The 16,357-nt window shown below is 72.9% G+C and carries 17 protein-coding genes and 1 pseudogene; 10 read left to right on the top strand and 8 right to left on the bottom strand.

The window, feature by feature from the left end; all coding sequences use genetic code 11:
• Window positions 1-302 precede the first annotated feature (302 nt).
• Complete coding sequence (locus tag AC1Z4A_RS31450) at window positions 303-1,610, top strand: nucleotide sugar dehydrogenase (protein WP_483683281.1); 1,308 nt, start codon at window positions 303-305, stop codon at window positions 1,608-1,610.
• Entirely contained in the window at window positions 1,607-3,124 is a 1,518-nt protein-coding gene (locus AC1Z4A_RS31445) for a glycosyltransferase family 2 protein (RefSeq protein ID WP_483683280.1), read from the top strand. The genes AC1Z4A_RS31450 and AC1Z4A_RS31445 overlap by 4 nt, the downstream gene beginning before the upstream one ends.
• A gap of 100 nt (window positions 3,125-3,224) precedes the next feature.
• On the opposite strand, the gene AC1Z4A_RS31440 is transcribed toward AC1Z4A_RS31445, so the two are convergent.
• Window positions 3,225-3,986, bottom strand: coding sequence for a CbtA family protein (locus AC1Z4A_RS31440; RefSeq protein WP_483683279.1), 762 nt, complete (start codon window positions 3,984-3,986; stop codon window positions 3,225-3,227).
• Between the two features lie 21 nt (window positions 3,987-4,007).
• Window positions 4,008-4,232: a CbtB domain-containing protein gene (locus tag AC1Z4A_RS31435; protein WP_483683278.1), complete on the bottom strand. Its 225-nt coding sequence runs from the start codon at window positions 4,230-4,232 to the stop codon at window positions 4,008-4,010.
• A gap of 291 nt (window positions 4,233-4,523) precedes the next feature.
• Here AC1Z4A_RS31435 and AC1Z4A_RS31430 point away from each other — a divergent pair, with 291 nt between their 5' ends.
• Window positions 4,524-5,141, top strand: coding sequence for a histidine phosphatase family protein (locus tag AC1Z4A_RS31430; protein WP_483683277.1), 618 nt, complete (start codon window positions 4,524-4,526; stop codon window positions 5,139-5,141).
• Here the strand turns inward: AC1Z4A_RS31430 and AC1Z4A_RS31425 are convergent.
• The 5 genes from AC1Z4A_RS31425 to AC1Z4A_RS31405 all read right to left on the bottom strand — a co-directional run bounded on the left by AC1Z4A_RS31425 (window position 5,105) and on the right by AC1Z4A_RS31405 (window position 9,010).
• Window positions 5,105-5,755, bottom strand: a complete 651-nt coding sequence (locus AC1Z4A_RS31425) for a DUF4360 domain-containing protein (protein ID WP_483683276.1) — start codon at window positions 5,753-5,755, stop codon at window positions 5,105-5,107. The genes AC1Z4A_RS31430 and AC1Z4A_RS31425 overlap by 37 nt on opposite strands.
• Window positions 5,756-5,846: 91 nt before the next feature.
• Window positions 5,847-6,488 carry a DUF4360 domain-containing protein gene (locus tag AC1Z4A_RS31420; RefSeq protein WP_483683275.1) on the bottom strand — a complete coding sequence of 214 codons (642 nt, stop codon included), beginning with the start codon at window positions 6,486-6,488 and terminating at the stop codon, window positions 5,847-5,849.
• Between the two features lie 79 nt (window positions 6,489-6,567).
• Window positions 6,568-7,476 (bottom strand): alpha/beta fold hydrolase, encoded by a 909-nt coding sequence (locus AC1Z4A_RS31415; RefSeq protein ID WP_483683274.1) that lies wholly within the window; start codon window positions 7,474-7,476, stop codon window positions 6,568-6,570.
• 59 nt (window positions 7,477-7,535) lie between these two features.
• Window positions 7,536-8,780 carry a beta-ketoacyl-[acyl-carrier-protein] synthase family protein gene (locus AC1Z4A_RS31410; protein ID WP_483683787.1) on the bottom strand — a complete coding sequence of 415 codons (1,245 nt, stop codon included), beginning with the start codon at window positions 8,778-8,780 and terminating at the stop codon, window positions 7,536-7,538.
• Entirely contained in the window at window positions 8,780-9,010 is a 231-nt protein-coding gene (locus AC1Z4A_RS31405; RefSeq protein WP_483683273.1) for an acyl carrier protein, read from the bottom strand. The genes AC1Z4A_RS31410 and AC1Z4A_RS31405 overlap by 1 nt, the downstream gene beginning before the upstream one ends.
• A gap of 239 nt (window positions 9,011-9,249) precedes the next feature.
• Between AC1Z4A_RS31405 and AC1Z4A_RS31400 the strand changes: the two genes are divergently transcribed.
• From AC1Z4A_RS31400 to AC1Z4A_RS31375, 6 genes and pseudogenes are all read left to right on the top strand, one after another.
• The gene (locus tag AC1Z4A_RS31400; protein WP_483683272.1) at window positions 9,250-10,479 is read left to right on the top strand and encodes a cytochrome P450 family protein; all 1,230 of its coding nucleotides are present in this window, start codon (window positions 9,250-9,252) and stop codon (window positions 10,477-10,479) included.
• 109 nt (window positions 10,480-10,588) lie between these two features.
• Window positions 10,589-11,378, top strand: a pseudogene (locus AC1Z4A_RS31395) (alpha/beta fold hydrolase).
• Window positions 11,375-12,655, top strand: coding sequence for a cytochrome P450 (locus AC1Z4A_RS31390; RefSeq protein WP_483683271.1), 1,281 nt, complete (start codon window positions 11,375-11,377; stop codon window positions 12,653-12,655). The pseudogene AC1Z4A_RS31395 and the gene AC1Z4A_RS31390 overlap by 4 nt, the downstream one beginning before the upstream one ends.
• Before the next feature lie 118 nt (window positions 12,656-12,773).
• Window positions 12,774-13,388, top strand: coding sequence for a DsbA family protein (locus tag AC1Z4A_RS31385; protein WP_483683270.1), 615 nt, complete (start codon window positions 12,774-12,776; stop codon window positions 13,386-13,388).
• A gap of 43 nt (window positions 13,389-13,431) precedes the next feature.
• Entirely contained in the window at window positions 13,432-14,238 is an 807-nt protein-coding gene (locus AC1Z4A_RS31380) for an MBL fold metallo-hydrolase (protein WP_483683269.1), read from the top strand.
• A gap of 2 nt (window positions 14,239-14,240) precedes the next feature.
• Window positions 14,241-14,672 (top strand): nuclear transport factor 2 family protein, encoded by a 432-nt coding sequence (locus AC1Z4A_RS31375; protein WP_483683268.1) that lies wholly within the window; start codon window positions 14,241-14,243, stop codon window positions 14,670-14,672.
• A gap of 10 nt (window positions 14,673-14,682) precedes the next feature.
• Here the strand turns inward: AC1Z4A_RS31375 and AC1Z4A_RS31370 are convergent, their stop codons facing one another.
• Window positions 14,683-15,903 carry a GNAT family N-acetyltransferase gene (locus AC1Z4A_RS31370; RefSeq protein ID WP_483683786.1) on the bottom strand — a complete coding sequence of 407 codons (1,221 nt, stop codon included), beginning with the start codon at window positions 15,901-15,903 and terminating at the stop codon, window positions 14,683-14,685.
• Between the two features lie 183 nt (window positions 15,904-16,086).
• Here AC1Z4A_RS31370 and AC1Z4A_RS31365 point away from each other — a divergent pair, with 183 nt between their 5' ends.
• Window positions 16,087-16,344: a hypothetical protein gene (locus AC1Z4A_RS31365; RefSeq protein WP_483683267.1), complete on the top strand. Its 258-nt coding sequence runs from the start codon at window positions 16,087-16,089 to the stop codon at window positions 16,342-16,344.
• Window positions 16,345-16,357 lie beyond the last annotated feature (13 nt).

The following is a 16,357-nucleotide window of genomic DNA, read 5'->3' as shown; positions in this document are numbered from 1 at the left end:
GAATACCCTGTCCTCAGCCATCCCCACACCCGGTCCAGCCTGCACAACCCCGCGCGGCTCCGGTCATGTTCACTCCCCGATTACTCCGATGGGCGGAAAATTCCCTCAACACACCCTCTGGAGGTTTAGAGGTTCATCGGAGCCGTCCCGGCTCCGGCGGCGGCCCGGCAGGCGCCCCGATCGGCGGCGTCCCGCTTGCGGGGCCGGCGGCCGGGGCCGACCGTTGCTCTTGACGACTCGCGGCGCTCAGCGGGGTCCCGATCGGCGGGCGGGAAAAGTCCTTTTCCTGAACGGAGCAGCCGGTGACGACCACTCCCCTGCACACGCCGGATCGAGACGCCCCGGCCCCGGAGCCGGGGAGGACGACGGTGGCCGTGGTCGGCCTCGGCTATGTCGGCCTGCCGACCGCGGTGGCGCTGGCGGGCCGGGGGGCCGAGGTGGTGGGCATCGATGCCAGCCGCGAGCGCCTCGCCGCCGTCAGTCGGGGCGAGGTGGACCAGCCGTTGTCCGAGCGCGAGTCGCTGGCCAGGCAGCTGCGCTCCGGTGCGCTGCGGCTGACCGCCGCTCCGGCGGCGCTGCGACGGGCCGGTTACGTCCTGATATGCGTGCCTACCCCGGTGGACGGGCACCTGGTGCCCGACCTGACCGCCCTGCAGGCCGCCTGTTCCTCCGTGGTGGCCAACGCCGTCCCCGGCCAGACCGTCGTGCTGACGTCCACCACCTACGTCGGCTGCACCCGCGACCTGCTCGTCGATCCGCTGGCCGCGTGCGGGCTGACGGGCGACCGGGAGGTGTTCGTCGCTTTCAGCCCCGAGCGCTGCGACCCCGGCGTGGCCCAGCACCGGCAGCAGGCGACGCCGCGGGTGCTCGGCGCGGAGACGACCGAGGGCCGCCGGCGCGCCGCCGGGCTGCTGGCGCTGGTCGCCTCCGAGGTGCACGCGGTCTCGTCGCCGGAGGCGGCGGAGATGACGAAGCTGTTGGAGAACTCCTTCCGCGCCGTCAACATCGCGCTGGCCAACGAGTTCGCGGACATGGCGGGCGAACTGGGCCTGGATCCGGTCGAGATCGTGGACGCGGCCGCCACCAAGCCGTACGGCTTCATGCCCTTCTACCCGGGACCCGGGGTGGGCGGCCACTGCATTCCGACCGATCCGCACTACCTGCTGTGGCAGTTGCGCGGCCGGCACGTCGCCCCGCCCCTGCTCGGCGCGGCGATGGAGGCCGTCGTCGCACGGCCCCGGCACGTGGCCGACCGGGCCCGGGACATCCTGGGCGCGGTCGGCAAGCCCGTCGCCGGGGCGCGGGTGCTGGTGGTGGGCGTGGCCTTCAAGCCGGGCGTGGCCGACGCGCGGGAGACCCCGGCCGTACCGATCATCGACGCGTTGCACCGGATGGGCGCCGAGGTGTCGTACACCGACCCCCGTGTGGAGCGGCTGCCGGTCGGGCACGGCACGCTGACCGGTGTGGCCGCCCCGCAGTCCCGCGCCTGGGACCTCGTGCTGGTGCACACCGTGCACCCCGGTCTGGACCTCGCCTGGCTGAAGGACCAGCCGACCGTGCTGGACGCCTCCTACCGGCTGGAGGACGTGGCGCACCGGGAGCTGCCGTGAACACTGCGTCCGCGCACCGGGGAACGCCGCCCGGGGCCGCGGACCCCGCTCTGGCGCGGCGGCGGGAGGCCAACCGGCGCACGGCCCCCGCCGCCGCGGCCATGCCCGCGCCGCGGCGGCGTCCGCCCCGGCACGCCCGCGCGGCGGGGCGGACGCGGGTCGCGGTGCGTCACCTGACCGCCCTCGCGCTGGTCCTGCCCCTGCTGTTCCTGACGGTCGCACGGCTGTGGCTGCTGGGCAGCCGGCTGCTCGGCTGCTACGCGCTGCTGGCCCTCGGGGGCTCCGTGCCGCTGGTCTACCTCGCCTACACGGGCTACCGCGATCCGGCGGAGGCGGTCCTGCCCCGGCGCCCGCGGAACTGGCGGGCCTTCCCGCCGCTGGTCGAACTGCCGTCGGTGTCGCTGCTGATGGCGGTGAAGGACGAGGTGCAGTTCGTCGAGGAGTGCGTACGGTCGCTGGCCGCGTCCGACTACCCCGGCCTGGAGCTGATCGTGGTGGACGACGGCTCGACCGACGGCACCACCGCCGTGCTGCGCCGACTGAGCGGCGAGCTGGGTTTCGCGCTGCTCGTGAACGAAGTCAACCTGGGCAAGAAGCGGGCCCTGGTGCGCGCGTGCGCGCTGGCCCGCGGCCGGGTGCTGGCGTTCAGCGACTCCGACTGCGTGGTGGCCCGCGACGCGGTCGCCCGCTGTGTGCGGGCGCTGGTGAACCACCCGGAACTGGGTGCGGTCAGCGGTCACGCCCGGGCCCGCAACGAGCGGGAGACGCTGCTCACCCGGGTCCAGGACGTCTGGTACGAGGGGCAGTTCCGCATCTTCAAGGCGTCGGAGTCGAGCGTCGGGGCCGTGACCTGTGTGTCGGGCCCGTTGGCCGTCTTCCGGCGCGAGGCGATCTGGAACTACCTCCCCGCCTGGGCCGCGGACCGCTTCCTCGGCGCCGAGTTCCGCTTCGCCACGGACCGGCAGCTCACCGGCTATGTGCTGGGGCAGAAGTGGCGTGGAGCCCGGCTGAAGCGATGTCATTCCGAGTCGCCGTTCGTGCGGGGTGCGGACTATCCCGAGCGTCAGTGGCGGGTCGGGTATGTGCGCTCGGCCCGTGTGGAGACCCTCGTACCGCCGACGCTGCGGGCCTTCCTGAAGCAGCAGGTGCGCTGGAAGAAGAGCTTCATCCGGAACCTCTGTTTCGCCGGCGGCTTCATGTGGCGGCGCGGCCCCCTGCCCACGCTCATCTACTACGGCCACTCCGCGCTCATCCTGCTCACCCCGGCGATGGCGTTCCGGCACATGGTGCTGTGTCCGCTCGGCGGCCTTTGGGCGCTGTTCGGTCTGTACGCCGCCGGCATCGTCCTCAAGGGCCTCGCCTGGGGGATCGCCTACCGCTACGACCATCCCGGCGACCGGCGCTGGCTCTACCGGCCGTTGATGAGCGTGCTGTCCGGCACGGTGCTGGCCTGGCTGCTGCCGTATGCGGCGCTGACCATCCGCAAGGGCGTGTGGGCGAGGGGGAGGACGTGACGGATCCCGGGGCGTGACGGGCGCACGCCGGTCGGGCCGCCGTGGCGCGGGGCGCCCCACGGGCCCGTCGCTGCGGGCGACGGGCCCGTGCGGGGCGGAATCAGCCCGCGCCGGTCGTCGGCACCTCGGTACCGGACTGCCGGGCCGGAGCGGCACCGGGGGTCAGCAGCCGCTCGGCCAGATACCCGAAGACCAGGCCGAAGCCCGCCCACAGGGCGCACTGGATGGCGAGGGCGGCGAGCCGGAACTGCCACAGCACGGTGGCCGGGAAGTCCTCGGGGACCTCGTTGACCGCGGGCAGGAACGCGTACGCGAGACCGATCACCACGACGAAGGCGGTGAAAGCCACCACGGTCGCGTACCAGTTGCCCAGCCGGGCGGCCAGCCTCCTTCCGAGGATGACCGCCGCGACGCTCAGCAGGACGCTGAGCGCGATCATCAGGAAGTAGAGCGTGGTGCGCTTGCCGATGGTGTCCGGGTCGCCGACGGACGGCGGGTTGGCCGGGTACTTCAGGAACGGCACCACGTAGACGGCCAGCAGGGCCCCGCCCGAGACCAGGGCCGCCGTGGCGCGCGGGCCGAACCGGCCGATGCGGCCCAGCGCCACGCAGAAGGCGAGAGCGGCGATGCCGCCCAGCGCCACGCCGTAGACGAGGACGCCGGTGGCGAGACCGGCCGTGGACTGCAGGGTGCGGCTGACCAGTTCCTCGCCGTGGTCGTGGCTGTGGGCCTCCTCGAAGGAGATGGCGGCATCCACATGGGGTTCACCCACCAGATAGGCCACGACCAGGGCGAGGCACCCGGCCGCGAGGCCGGCGAGCATGCCGCGTACGAGCAGGGCCCGTACGGAGACGTTGTTCACGGGACGTGCCTCCTGCCGTCGTCAGTGGCAGGGGAAGCCGAGCAGATGGCGCCCGTCGTGGACCCACTCGTGCACGTCCTCGCCGGAGAGGAGGGAGGTGGCCCCCTGCTCGGCACCGACGAAGTACAGCAGGACCAGCATGAGGATGCCGGCGAAGACCGCCCACGGGGCGATGGCCTTCAGGGATATGGGGGTGACCGCAGGTGCGGCGGTGGAGCTGGGTGCGGTGGCAGCAGAGTGTGCCATGGCCAAACCTCCTGGGGAAAAACGCGTCCCGGTCTTCGGGGTTCCGGACGACGGGGTGCGGGTCTGACTCCCCGTATCCACGCCCGATTTGCGGGCGTCTATCCGGGTACACAGTGGCGCGACCGTGCCGGATTCCCACCGGCTTCCGTCACACCGTCGTCATGTCCACGCGACCGTACCGCGCATCGGCCAGTCTGACTACGGCGTGCGACACACCCCTGCGCGCCCCCTGCCGTAGCCGCCGTGGTCTGCTGGGGACACAGGGTCGTGGGGCCGGAGGGGAGAGACAGGGTGACCGTGCGTGTGATGCTCGTATCGCCGCCGATGAACGCGGCGCAGCGGCAGGCCCGCTTCGACGAGGGTGCCCCTCCGGATCCGGCCGGTCTGCAGCAGGCGCGGGCGGCGGCGGACGCCCTGCCCGGCGCCGGGCGGCACTTCTGCTCGCCGTCCGCCCGCTGCCGGGAGACGGCCGCCGCGCTCGGCCTGGACGCCCGGCCGCTGGAGGAGCTGCGCGACCTCGACGTCGGCCGCTGGCGGGGCCTGACGCTGGACGAAGTGGCCGTGGCAGAGCAGGAGTCCGTGGCCGCCTGGCTGTCGGATCCGGCTGCCGAGCCCCATGGAGGCGAGTCGCTGTCCGCGCTGGTGGCCCGGGTCGGCGGCCGGCTCGACGAACTGGGCGCCGGGAGCGGCCGGGTGCTGGCCGTGGCCGAGCCCGCCGTGATCCGGGCCGCGGTCGTCCACGCCCTCGGGCTCCCCCTGACGGCCTTCTGGCGCCTCGACGTGCTCCCGATGACGCTCACCACGCTCACAGGCCGGCTGGGGCGGTGGAACCTGCACTGCGGAGAGCCCCTGACCACACCGCCGTCGGTGCCTCACGGCTTGGGGCACTCCTTCCAGGCAAAGTGGTAGAGGGTGTTGATGCTGCCGTCCGTGGAGTCCATCGCCACCATGCTGGTCGTCTTGGTGGGGTCGGAGGTGCCCGCGTCCACGCGCAGCTCGGTGTTGATGTTGAAGTTGCGCATGGCCCCGCACGGGGCGTAGATCAGCTGGTCGATGTCCGTGGTGTCGGACGTCTGCCAGTCATCGTTGACCGGGCCGGTGAAGTGGTGGTTCACGTAGGCGGTCTGGGACATGCCCTGGAAGTAGTAGTTGGCCCGCTCCAGGCCCGTGGCTCCCGCTTCGAGGTGGGCGAAGCCCCGGTAGTCCGCCTTGGCGACGGCGTACGTGAAGCCCTGCGGGACGTGCACGTTCAGGCCGAGCTGGCAGTTCTTCCGGAAGTCGGTCGGCTTGGCGCCCACACCGACCTGGGCGACGTAGTTGCTGTACGACACGGTGAAGGCGGTGTTGTCCGGGGAGACGGACACGTGTGCCGTCCCGGCGGGACAGCCCGACCCGTTGACCGCCACCACGTCGATCACGACCTTGTCCGGCGGCGGTGTCCCGTCGGCGGCGGCCGCTGCCGACGGGAACGAGGCGGCCAGCATCGCCACGGCCGCACCGCCGGTCATCACCGGTCTTAACATCGGTTTCCCTCCCACTTGCCTAGGTCGCGCACTGGGGCTCGCACGGACGGAATGCGCGCTTCTGCGACGGTGTGCGGGCGAAGGGCCCCGGTCAGGGGCATTCCTTCCAGGCGAAGTGGTAGAGGGTGTTGACGCTGCCGTCCGTCGAGTCCATCGCCATGAAGCTGTTGGTCGTCGACGGGTCCGAGGTGCCGGCGCCGACCCGCAGCTCGGTGTTGACGTTGAGGATCCGCTGGACGCCGCACGGGGCGTACACCAGGGACTCGACGTCGGTGACGTCGGAGGTCTGCCAGTCGTCGCTGACCGGGCCGGCGAAGCGGTGGCTGGTGCTGGTCGTGTTCGACATGCCCTGGAAGTAGTAGCTGGCCTTCTCCAGGCCCGTGGCCCCGGCTTCGAGGTGGGCGAAGCCGCGGTAGTCGGCCCGGGCGATGGCGTAGGTGAAGCCCTGCGGGACGTGCACGTTCAGGCCGAGCTGGCAGTTCTTCCGGAAGTCGGTCGGCTTGGCACCCAGGCCCACCTGGGCAAGGTAGTTGCTGTACGACACGGTGAAGGCGGTGTTGTCCGCGGCGACCGCCACAGCGGTCGTTCCGGCGGGACAGCCCGACCCGTTGACCGCCACCACGTCGATGACGATCCTGCCGGGCGGCGGCGGTCCGGCCGCGGCGGACGAGGGGGCGTAGGAAACGGCCAGCAGCGCTGCGGCCGCACTACCGATCATCACCGGTCTCAACATGGACGCCTCCCGTTGCTCGGCTCCGCGGACCTGCTCCGCGGACCTGCTCTGCGCCGTCCATGCCAGCACCGGATTCAAGTCATGTACAGCTCAGGTTGAGCCGACTCTGCAGGCGGCGCGGCGGCCCCGGGGGCGCGGCGAGGTACGGGGCGGAGTGCAGCGGCCGGTCGGTGAAGAAGCGCAGCGTCAGGTCCGCCACCTCCTCGGCCCGTTCCATGACCACCCAGTGGTCGGACTCCGCGATGGTGGCGAAGGTGCTGCCCTCGATGCCCATGGCGAACGCGCGCTGCTTCGCAGGGGGGATGACGGTGTCGTGCTCTCCGGCGAACACCAGCGTCGGGACGCCCGTCAGGCCCTCGTCGAGGCTCAGCCGGTTCTGCAGGGCGCGGCCCAGCGCGTCCGCGGCGTGCGGCGAGTGGCGGAGGGCGTGGAGCAGGGAGCGCCTGACGTACCGGTGCACCAGGTGGCGATGGCGGACGTAGCGGTTCTCGTCGAGGCAGATCATGCCGTCCGCCGCGGCGGTCGCGAACTCCTCGGCGCGGCCCGCGGCCAGCTGTTCGGCGGCCTGCTGCAGGCCCTGGTACTGCGCTTCGGTCACGGCGGCGGGCATGCCGCCCAGGATCAGGCGGGCGATGCGGTGCGGATGCCGCTGGGCCTCGACGAAGGCCAGGAGCGCGCCGTAGGAGTAGCCGAAGAGGTTGACGCGCGGCACGCCGAGGTCCTCGACGATCCGGGCCACCGCCTCGTACAGGATCTCGACGCTCGCCTCCGCGGGGCACGGCGCGCCGCTGCCCATTCCGGGCAGGTCCGCGGTGACGAGACTGGCCGCCGGTCCGACGCGGTCCTCCATCTGCGGCCAGCCGAGCATGCCCTGGAGCGCGCCGCCGAACAGGACGACCGGCTCGGTGACCGGGTCGGGCCGGGGCAGGATCCGGTAGGCGTACCGCAGTCCGCCGACGGTCAGGGACCGGATGATTTCCTCGGGCAATGACGCTCCTTGTGTCTTCCCCGGATCTCCTTGTGGATCACGAGGTCACGGGTCGCGGGTCACGGGTCGCGGATCAGGACCAGGGCCGCGTTGTGCCCGCCGAAGCCGAGCGAGGTCTTCACCGCGCATCCGGAGGTCACCGTCCGGGGCTCCTTGCGCACGACCTCCACCGGGATCTGCGGGTCGGGCGCCTCCAGGTTGACGGTGGGCGGGACGAGCCGGTGCTCGAGGGAGAGGACCGTGAGCACGGTCTCGATGCCGCCCGCCGCGCCGAGCGTGTGGCCAGTCATGGCCTTGGTGGAGGTGACGAGCACGTCCTCGCCCAGGACGCGGTGGATCGTCCTGCCCTCGATGAGGTCGTTGAGGACGGTGGAGGTGCCGTGGGCGTTGACGTGCCCGACGTCCGCCGCGGTGACGCCGGCTTCCGCCATGGCCGTGCGCAGCGCGCGTTCGATGCCGGCGCCCTCCGGGTGCGGGGCCGCCATGTTGTACGCGTCGCTGGTGGCGGCGTATCCCGCGATCCCGGCCCGCACCCGGGCCCCGCGTGCCCGCGCGTGCTCGGGCCGTTCCATGACGAGCAGCCCGGCGCCCTCGCCGAGGACGAAGCCGTCCCGGTCGACGTCGAAGGGGCGGCAGGCCCGGGCGGGGTCGTCGCGGCGGACGGACACCGCCCGCATCTGGCAGAGGCTGGCGTAGATGAGGCGCGAGCGGAGGCATTCCGCCCCGCCCGCCACGGCCACGTCGCACACCCCGGCGCGGAGCAGGTGGTACGCGGTGCCGATGGCCATCGTGCCGGAGGCGCAGGCCGTGGTCACGGCCATGCTCGGGCCGTGGATCTGCAGGTCCGTGCCCACGCCGACGGCCGCGCCGTTGACCATGCTGAGCGGGGGGACCATCGGGGAGACGCGCCGGGGGCCCTTGCGAGCGAGGGTGGCGTGCTGAGCGTCGTAGAACGGCAGTCCGCCGTGCGCGGATCCGATGACGACGGCGACGCGCTCGCTGTCCCACGCCGAGGTGTCCAGCGCGGCGTCGCGCACGGCCTCGCGCGCCGCGATGACGGCGAGCTGTGCGAAGCGGTCCATGAGCCGGGCGGTCGCGGCGCCCAGGATCCGCCCGGTGTCCAGGCCGCGGACCGTGTACATGAAGTCGCAGGGCAGTTCCTCGAGTTCCGGGAGCGGCCCCACGGACACCGGTGCATCGGACCGGGTGACGGTCTGCCAGGTCTCGTCGGCACCGATGCCCGCGGCGGTGACGGCCCCGAGGCCCGTGACCGCGGCGACGAAGGGCTGCCGGGCGCGCGGGATCACGCGGGAAGCCTGCTGTCGACGGCGGCCACCAGCTCGCCCACCGTGCTGCGAGAACTCAACTGCGCGTCGTCGAGGTCGATGCCCAGCCGCTCCTCGAGGATGACCCGGAGTTCCTCCAGGCCCAGGGAGTCCACGCGGAGGGCACGCAGCGTGGCATCGGGCCGGATGGCGCCCGGGTCCGCCCCGAACTTCCTCACGAGCAAGGTGTGGATCTCATCGGCGGTCATCCGGTCGCCTCTCCGTCACAGCCGAACGCGGCAGCACCATTCGTACGCAGTCGAACCTATCGGGGGATGTGGCCGGTTATGCCTGAGTGGTCGTCGCTCGTACAGGTGGAGAACCCGAATGAATGATCGAAGTCGGCCTGCAGACGGGAACGTCAGCTCGACCGGATGGCCGGGTGGACACCCAACGGCCGCCCGGCAAGGCTGGAACTGCCGTTGCTCGCCTGCCCCGAGGAGTCGTCATGAGCGAACCGGAATCCGCACCGCACCGCCTCGACCCCACCGGGGCCGGCGGGCACGAGGACGCCGCGCTGCTGCGGGACCGGGGCCCGGTGGTCCCCGTGCTCCTGCCCGGCGACGTGGCGGCCGTCGCCGTCACCCGGCACGAGGAGCTGAAGGAGTTGCTCACCCATCCCGACGTCGCCAAGAGCGCCCGGCACTTCGCGGCTCTCCGGCAGGGCCGGATACCGGACGGCTGGCCGCTGACGTTCTTCGCCACGATCGAGGGCATGACCACCGCCGACGGCGACGACCACCGGCGGCTGCGCAGCGCGGTGACGAAGGTGTTCACCGCCCGCCGCATCGAGGCGCTGCGACCGCGCGTCGAGGAGCTGGCCGCCGCGCTGCTGGACCGCCTCGCCGAACAGGCCGGCGGCGACGGGACCGTCGACCTGCGCGAGCACTTCGCCTACCCGCTGCCCATGGACGTCATCTGCGAACTGCTCGGCATCGAGCGCGACATGCGGGACCCCCTGCACCGGCTCTCGCAGACGATCATCAGGACCTCCGCCACGCCCGAGGAGGCCGTGGCGGCCGACCGGGAGGTGACCGCCGCCCTCGAGCGCCTCGTCGCCCTGCGCCGCGCCGACCCGGGCGACGACCTCATCAGCGCGCTGATCGCGACGCAGCAGGAGGACGGGGGCGGGCTCAGCGACGCCGAACTGGTCGGCACGCTGGTGGTGCTCACGATCGCCGGGCACGAGACGACGCTCAACCTGATCACGAACGCGGCGCGGGCCCTGTGCACCCACCCCGATCAGCTGGACCTGGTCCTCGCCGGGCGGGCCGGCTGGGCGGACGTGGTGGAGGAGACGCTGCGCTACGACAGCCCGGTGGGCTTCTTCCCGTTCCGGTACCCCACGAGGGACGTGTCGGTCGGCGGCACGCTCGTGCCGCGGGGCACCGCCGTGCTCGCCTCGTACTCCGCCGCCGGGCGGGACGAGCGCGCGTACGGCCCCGACGCCGCCTGCTTCGACGTGACCCGGCAGTCCGGGCAGCGCCACCTGTCCTTCGGGCACGGCCCGCACTTCTGCCTGGGGGCTCCCCTGGCCCGCATGGAGGCGACGATCGCGCTGCGGTCGCTGTTCACCCGCTACCCCGGGCTCACGCTCGCCGTGCCGGACGCCGGGCTGCGCAGGCACCCGAGCTTCGTCGGCAACAGCACGGACACGCTGCCGGTGCGGCTGCGCTGACCGCTCCCGGCCGGCCTCCCCCTCTTGCCGCCCAGGGCGGTCGAGGCCACTGTGGTCGGATGCGGCCGGCACCCGACCGGCCCGTTCCCCCGACGCGTTGGGAGACGGCGTGGCCCCCTTCGTCCTGCCCCACACCCTGCACGGCGACGGACCGCACAAGGTCGTCGCCGTGCACGGATGGTTCGCCGACAGCTCCGCCTACGACCCGGTGCTGCCGGATCTCGACCTGAGCGCGTTCCAGTACGCGCTGGTCGATCTGCGCGGGTACGGCGGCGCCAAGGAGGCGGGCGGCGCGTACACCACGGAGGAGGGCGCGGCCGATGTGCTGGCGGTGGCCGACCGGCTGGGCTGGGAGCGGTTCTCGCTGGTCGGGCACTCGATGGGCGGCAGCGTCGTGCAGCGAGTGGTGGCAGCGGCGCCGGACCGGGTGCGGCGGCTGGTGGGCGTCTCCCCGGTGCCCGCGTCCGGGCTGCCGCTGCCGCCGGAGCAGTGGGAGCTGTTCTCCGGCGCGGCGCACACCCCGGAGAACCGCCGGGCCATCATCGACTTCACCACCGGGGGGGCGGCGGCCCGCCGCCTGGCTGGACCGGATGGTGCGCAGGTCGCTGGAGCGCAGTGACGCAGGGGCGTTCCGGTCCTGGCTGGACTCCTGGGCCGGGGAGGACTTCCACGCGGAGATCGAGGGCTCGGCCGTGCCCGCGCTCGCGGTCGTCGGGGCGCTCGACCCCGCGCTGGGCGCCGGGCTGATGCGGCAGACGTGGATGCGGTGGCACACCGGCGGCCGGCTCCTGGAGCTGCCCGCGGCGGGGCACTACGCCATGGACGAGACGCCGCTGGAGCTGATCCGGGCCGTGGAGGACTTCCTGCGGGCCGACGGCGACGGGCCGGGAGCCGGATGACGGCCCCCGGCGGCAGCACCGCGGATTTCGCCGTACCGGACGTCTTCGACCCCCGGATCTACGCGGAGGGGCTGCCGCACGCGGCGTACCGGCTGCTGCGCGACCGCTGCCCGGTGGCCTGGCAGGAGGAGCCCGAGGTGCTGGGCTGGCCCGCGGGCCCGGGCTTCTGGGCGGTGACCCGGCACGAGGACGTCGTACGGGTCCTGAAGGACCCGCGGACGTTCTCCTCCCGCCTGGGGGCCACCCAGATCCGGGACCCCGACCCCGCCGACCTGCCGTTCATCCGCCGCATGATGCTCAACCAGGACCCGCCCGGCCACGGCCGGCTGCGCCGCGTGATCAGCCGGGCCTTCACGCCCCGCCGCATCGACCGGTTCGAGGCCGCCGTGCGGGCCCGGGCCCGGGGCCTGCTCACGGCGGCCCTGGAAGCGGCCCGCGACGGCGACGGGGTGTGCGACGCGGTCTCCGCGGTCACAGACGACTTCGCCCTGCTCAACCTCGCCGACCTGCTCGGGGTGGCGCCCGGCGACCGGGGGCTGCTGCTGGAATGGACCCGTCGCGTCATCGGCTACCAGGACCCGGACGAATCCGGTGCGCCGGCACTCGGCCCGAACGGGCGGCCGGTGAACCCGCGCTCCCCCGCGCTACTGGCGGACATGTTCGGCTTCGCGCGGGAGCTGGCCGCCCACAAGCGGCGGCATCCGGGCGACGACGTGCTCACGGCCCTGGTGTCGGACGACGGCCTGGCCGTGCCGGAGCTGGAGATGTGCTTCTTCCTGCTGACGGTCGCGGGCAACGACACGGTGCGCAGCGCGGCCCCCGGCGGGCTGCTGGCCCTGGCCGGGGACCCCGGTGCGTACGCCGCCCTGCGGGCGGGGCGCGTGTCCATGGCCACGTGCGTGGACGAGCTGCTGCGCCGGCACCCTCCGGTGATCAGCTTCCGCAGGACCGCCGCGTGCGACACCGTGCTGGCGGGCCGCACCGTACGGGCCGGCGAGAAGGTGGTCGTCTTCCACGGCTCGGCCAACCACGACGAGCGCGTCTTCGCCTCCCCGCACCGCCTGGACCTGGCCCGCACCCCGAATCCGCACGTCTCGTTCGGGGACGGCCCGCACGTCTGCCTGGGCGCGCACTTCGCCCGGCTCCAGCTGCGGGTCCTGTACGAGGAGACGCGGAGCCTGCTGCCCTCCCTGGTGCTCGCGGGCCCGCCGCGGCGGCTGGTGTCGAACTTTGTCAACGGGGTGAAGTCGCTGCCCCTGCATGTCGCCGGGGCCTGACGGGACGCGGGCGGAAAAAATCTTCGAGCAGGCGGAAATATCTGACTCAGCAGACACTGTTGTGTCAGGTGAAGCGCCCGCACCCTGCGGGTTCCCCCACCTCGAGGAGACGCCCCCCATGAAGCTCGTCCATGTCTTCGACGCGTACTGCGGCTGGTCGTACGGCTTCGCCCACACGATGACCGAGATCGCCCGGCGCCACCCGGACCTCCCCGTGGAGGTCGTCTCCGGCGGGCTGTTCACGGGCGGCCGCCGCGTGCCGATCCGCGAGTTCGGGTACGTCCAGGGCGCCAACGCCAAGATCACCCAGCTCACCGGAGCGGAGTTCGGCCCGGCCTACGACCGCCTGATCGCCGACGGGTCGTTCGTCATGGACTCCGAGGCCGCCGCGCGCGGCACGGCCGCCCTGCGGCAGGCGGCCCCGGACCGGGCCGTGGAGCTGGCCGAGGCGCTTCAGGAGGCGTTCTACCGCGACGGGCTGAGCCTGTCCGACCCGGAGACCTACCGCACCGTCGCCGAGCGGGCCGGCCTGGACGCCGACGCCGTCGTCGCGGCGTTCCGGGCGCCCGCCTCCCGCGCGGCCGCCGAGGCGGACTTCCGCCACTCCCGCGGGCTGGGGGTCGAGGCCTTCCCCACCCTGCTCGCCGTCGACGGGGACCGCCGCGCGGTCCTGGCCGTCGGCCACGCCGACGCGGACGAGGTCGGCCGGCGCCTGGCCGCCCTGAAGGCCTGAGCCTTCCCCCACCCCCTTCCCCCACCCAGCAGAAGGAACCCCCATGAGCACTCTCGACTTCAAGGTGATCGACCTCGACTTCCCCGTCGGCGTCAAGAACAAGACCGCCACCCTCGTCACCGGCGAGCAGGAGGCATTCCTGATCGACACCGGCTTCACCCGCGCCGACGGCCACCGCCTGGTGGCCGAGGTCCTCGACTCGGGCAAGCGCCTGACCACCGTCTTCATCAGCCACGGCGACCCGGACTACTACTGGGGCGCCGAGGTCGTCGCCGAGGCGTTCCCCGACGCCCGCTTCCTCGCGACCCCGGCCGTGATCGAGCACATCGAGGCGAGCTTCCAGGGCAAGCTCGCCGCCTGGGAGGCGGTCGGCGTCAACCGGCCCACCCGCCTGGTGGAGATGCAGCCCCTGACCGGGGACATCCTCTTCGAGGGGCACCGCTTCGAACTCAAGGGCGGCAAGGACGGCCTCCCGGACCGGCACTACCTGTGGCAGGCCGAGCACCGGGCCGTCGTCGGCGGAGTCCTGGTCTTCCAGCAGGAGCACGTGTGGGTCGCCGACACCGCCCGGCCCGCGCAGCGCGCCGCCTGGACCGAGCTGCTGGACGAGATGGCGGCCCTGCGCCCGGCCCTCGTCGTCCCCGGCCACCGCCTGCCCGGCACGGCCGCCGACGCGAGCGCCGTCTCCTACACGCGCGACTACCTCACCGCCTTCGAGGCCGAGCTGGCCGAGGCCGGCAGCGGCGCGGCGCTCACCGAGGCCATGACCGCGCGCTACCCGCAGTCCGGCATGCTGATCGCCGCGCAGATCGGGGCGAAGGTGGCCAAGGGCGAGATGACGTGGGGCTGATCATGACGACGAACCACGAGACCACGCGCGGCTTCGAGACCTCCGAGGCCCCCGCCGACGTCGTGCGCCGCCAGTACCTGGCATCGGCGCGCGGGGACCTCGCGGCCCTGCGCGCCACCCTCGCCGACGACGTGGAGTGGACGGAGATGGCCGGCTTCCCCCTGGCCGGCACCTACCGCACCCCTTCCGGCGTCACGTCCGCGGTCATGGAGGAACTGGCCAAGGAGTGGGACGACTGGATCGCGCACGACGACACGTACGTCGCCGACGGCGAGAACGTCGTCGTCCTGGCCCGCTACACCGCCACCCACCGGGCCACGGGGAAGGGCCTCGACGTGCGTGTCGCCCACCACTTCGTGGTACGCGGCGGGCGGATCGTCCGCTTCGAGCAGTTCGTGGACACCGCCAAGGTGCGTGAGGCGATGACCGCCTGAGCGCGCGGCGTCAGAACTCGTCGCTGGTGAAGGGCAGGTACTCGGTGCGCAGCGCCGCGTCGAGGGCCCCGGCCGCGCCCGGCGTGTGCTCGGCGGCGAGGCCGGCCCGCACCAGGTGGGCGAGGCGGGTGCCGCCCAGGTAGCAGGCGGCCAGGTCCCGTACATCCAGGGTGAGGCAGGCCGGGTCGCCGGTCGGCTCGTACGAGGCGCCGGTCCGGCCGGCGGTCAGCCTGAACCGGCCGTGGTTGGCCGGGATCGTGGCGTCGTGGACCTCGAGGACGAGGTCCACGGGCGCCGCCCAGGACCGGGCCGTGAGGGCGGTCCGGACGTCGACCAGCCGCAGCCAGAGCGCCGGGAACGCGGCGGAGACGCGCACCTGGTCCTGGTCGGCGGCCATGAGGGGCAGCAGGTCGTCGGCGGGGCGGCCCCAGGCGCGCACCCGGCCGGTCAGGTCGATGGAGGCGAGGTAGCTCCACAGGGCCGCGGCCACGGGGGCGGCGTCCGCCTCCAGCTCGTAGACCTCCACGAGGCCGGGGGTGCGGGTGTCGTCGTCGCCTCCGCGGGTGCGGTAGACCGCGTAGCCGTCGGGTGTGTCGTCGCCCAGGACGACGACGCGCGGCGGGCTCAGCTCGTCGTCGTCCTCGTCCTCCTCGGGCAGGATCTGGTCGCGCCACCAGCGTGCGTCGCGGGCGTGCCGCCCGGCGCGGTCGGCGCTGTGGGCCTCGTAGAGCGGGCCGACCACGGTGTGCGCCTCGGCGGGGTCGAGGAGGTGCAGCGGGCGGGGGTCGGGGGTGATGCGGAGGGCGAGCGGGCGCCCCGAGTCGATCTCGAGGGTGCAGAGGTGGGTGGCGGCTCCGAAGCCGAAGCGGCCGTAGATCGCGGTTTCGGACGCCCACAGGGCGGCGAGCGGCTGCCCGGCCGCGGCGCAGCGCCGCCACTGTTCCTCGATCATGCCGGAGAGCACTCCGCGGCGGCGGTGGGTCGGGGCGACGGAGACGAAGGTCAGTCCCGCGCAGGGCAGTTGTCCGCCGGGAACGGAGAGGTCGAGGGGGCGGGCGCCGAGAAAGCCCACGAGCCGGCCTTCCTCATAGGCGCCGATGCGGCTGCAGCGCCGCAGGAATTCCCGGTCCCGGGCGCGCTCCTCGTCCTCGCGGTCGTTCTCGTGGAAGACCAGATAGGAGTGGTCCAGGGCCAGGTCGATGCGTTTCTCGGGCACGTCGTGGAAGAACACCGGCGCGGGTGCCGGGCGGGCGGCGGCGGACGCATTCGGATGCGAAGTGCTCACCTGGCGGATGCTAGACGGCCCGGCGCAATTGGCCTGGTTTCCGCAGGCAGGCGCGTTGCCGCGGGCTTCGCCGCCGAACCGGCCCGCTCCTCCGTTTTCGTTCCGCCGTCATATTCCTTACGGTGGGAAGTGGACGACGGCATCGAGCCGGCCCGGCCGGTCCGTGGACCGCCGTCCGCGCGGCTCGTCACGGTCCCGGCCGGCGTTGCCCGCCTGTTCCTTCGGCAAGGACGACATGAATTCGGACGGCGCGACGACGCGTTCGGCATTCCCCGCCATCACCTTCGTTTCCGCCGCAGATCGTCGCCGGTCGCCGCAGCTCGCAATGCGCCGTATTCGAACGAATCTACTGAACAGTATCCGGCGGTTTTTCGTACTCAGATATAGATGAAATGTGAAC

The sequence above is a fragment of the Streptomyces sp. 17_S59 genome (assembly GCF_056930295.1).
The sequence above is the reverse complement of the archived record's forward strand: the minus strand, read 5'-3'. Positions and strand labels throughout refer to the sequence as shown.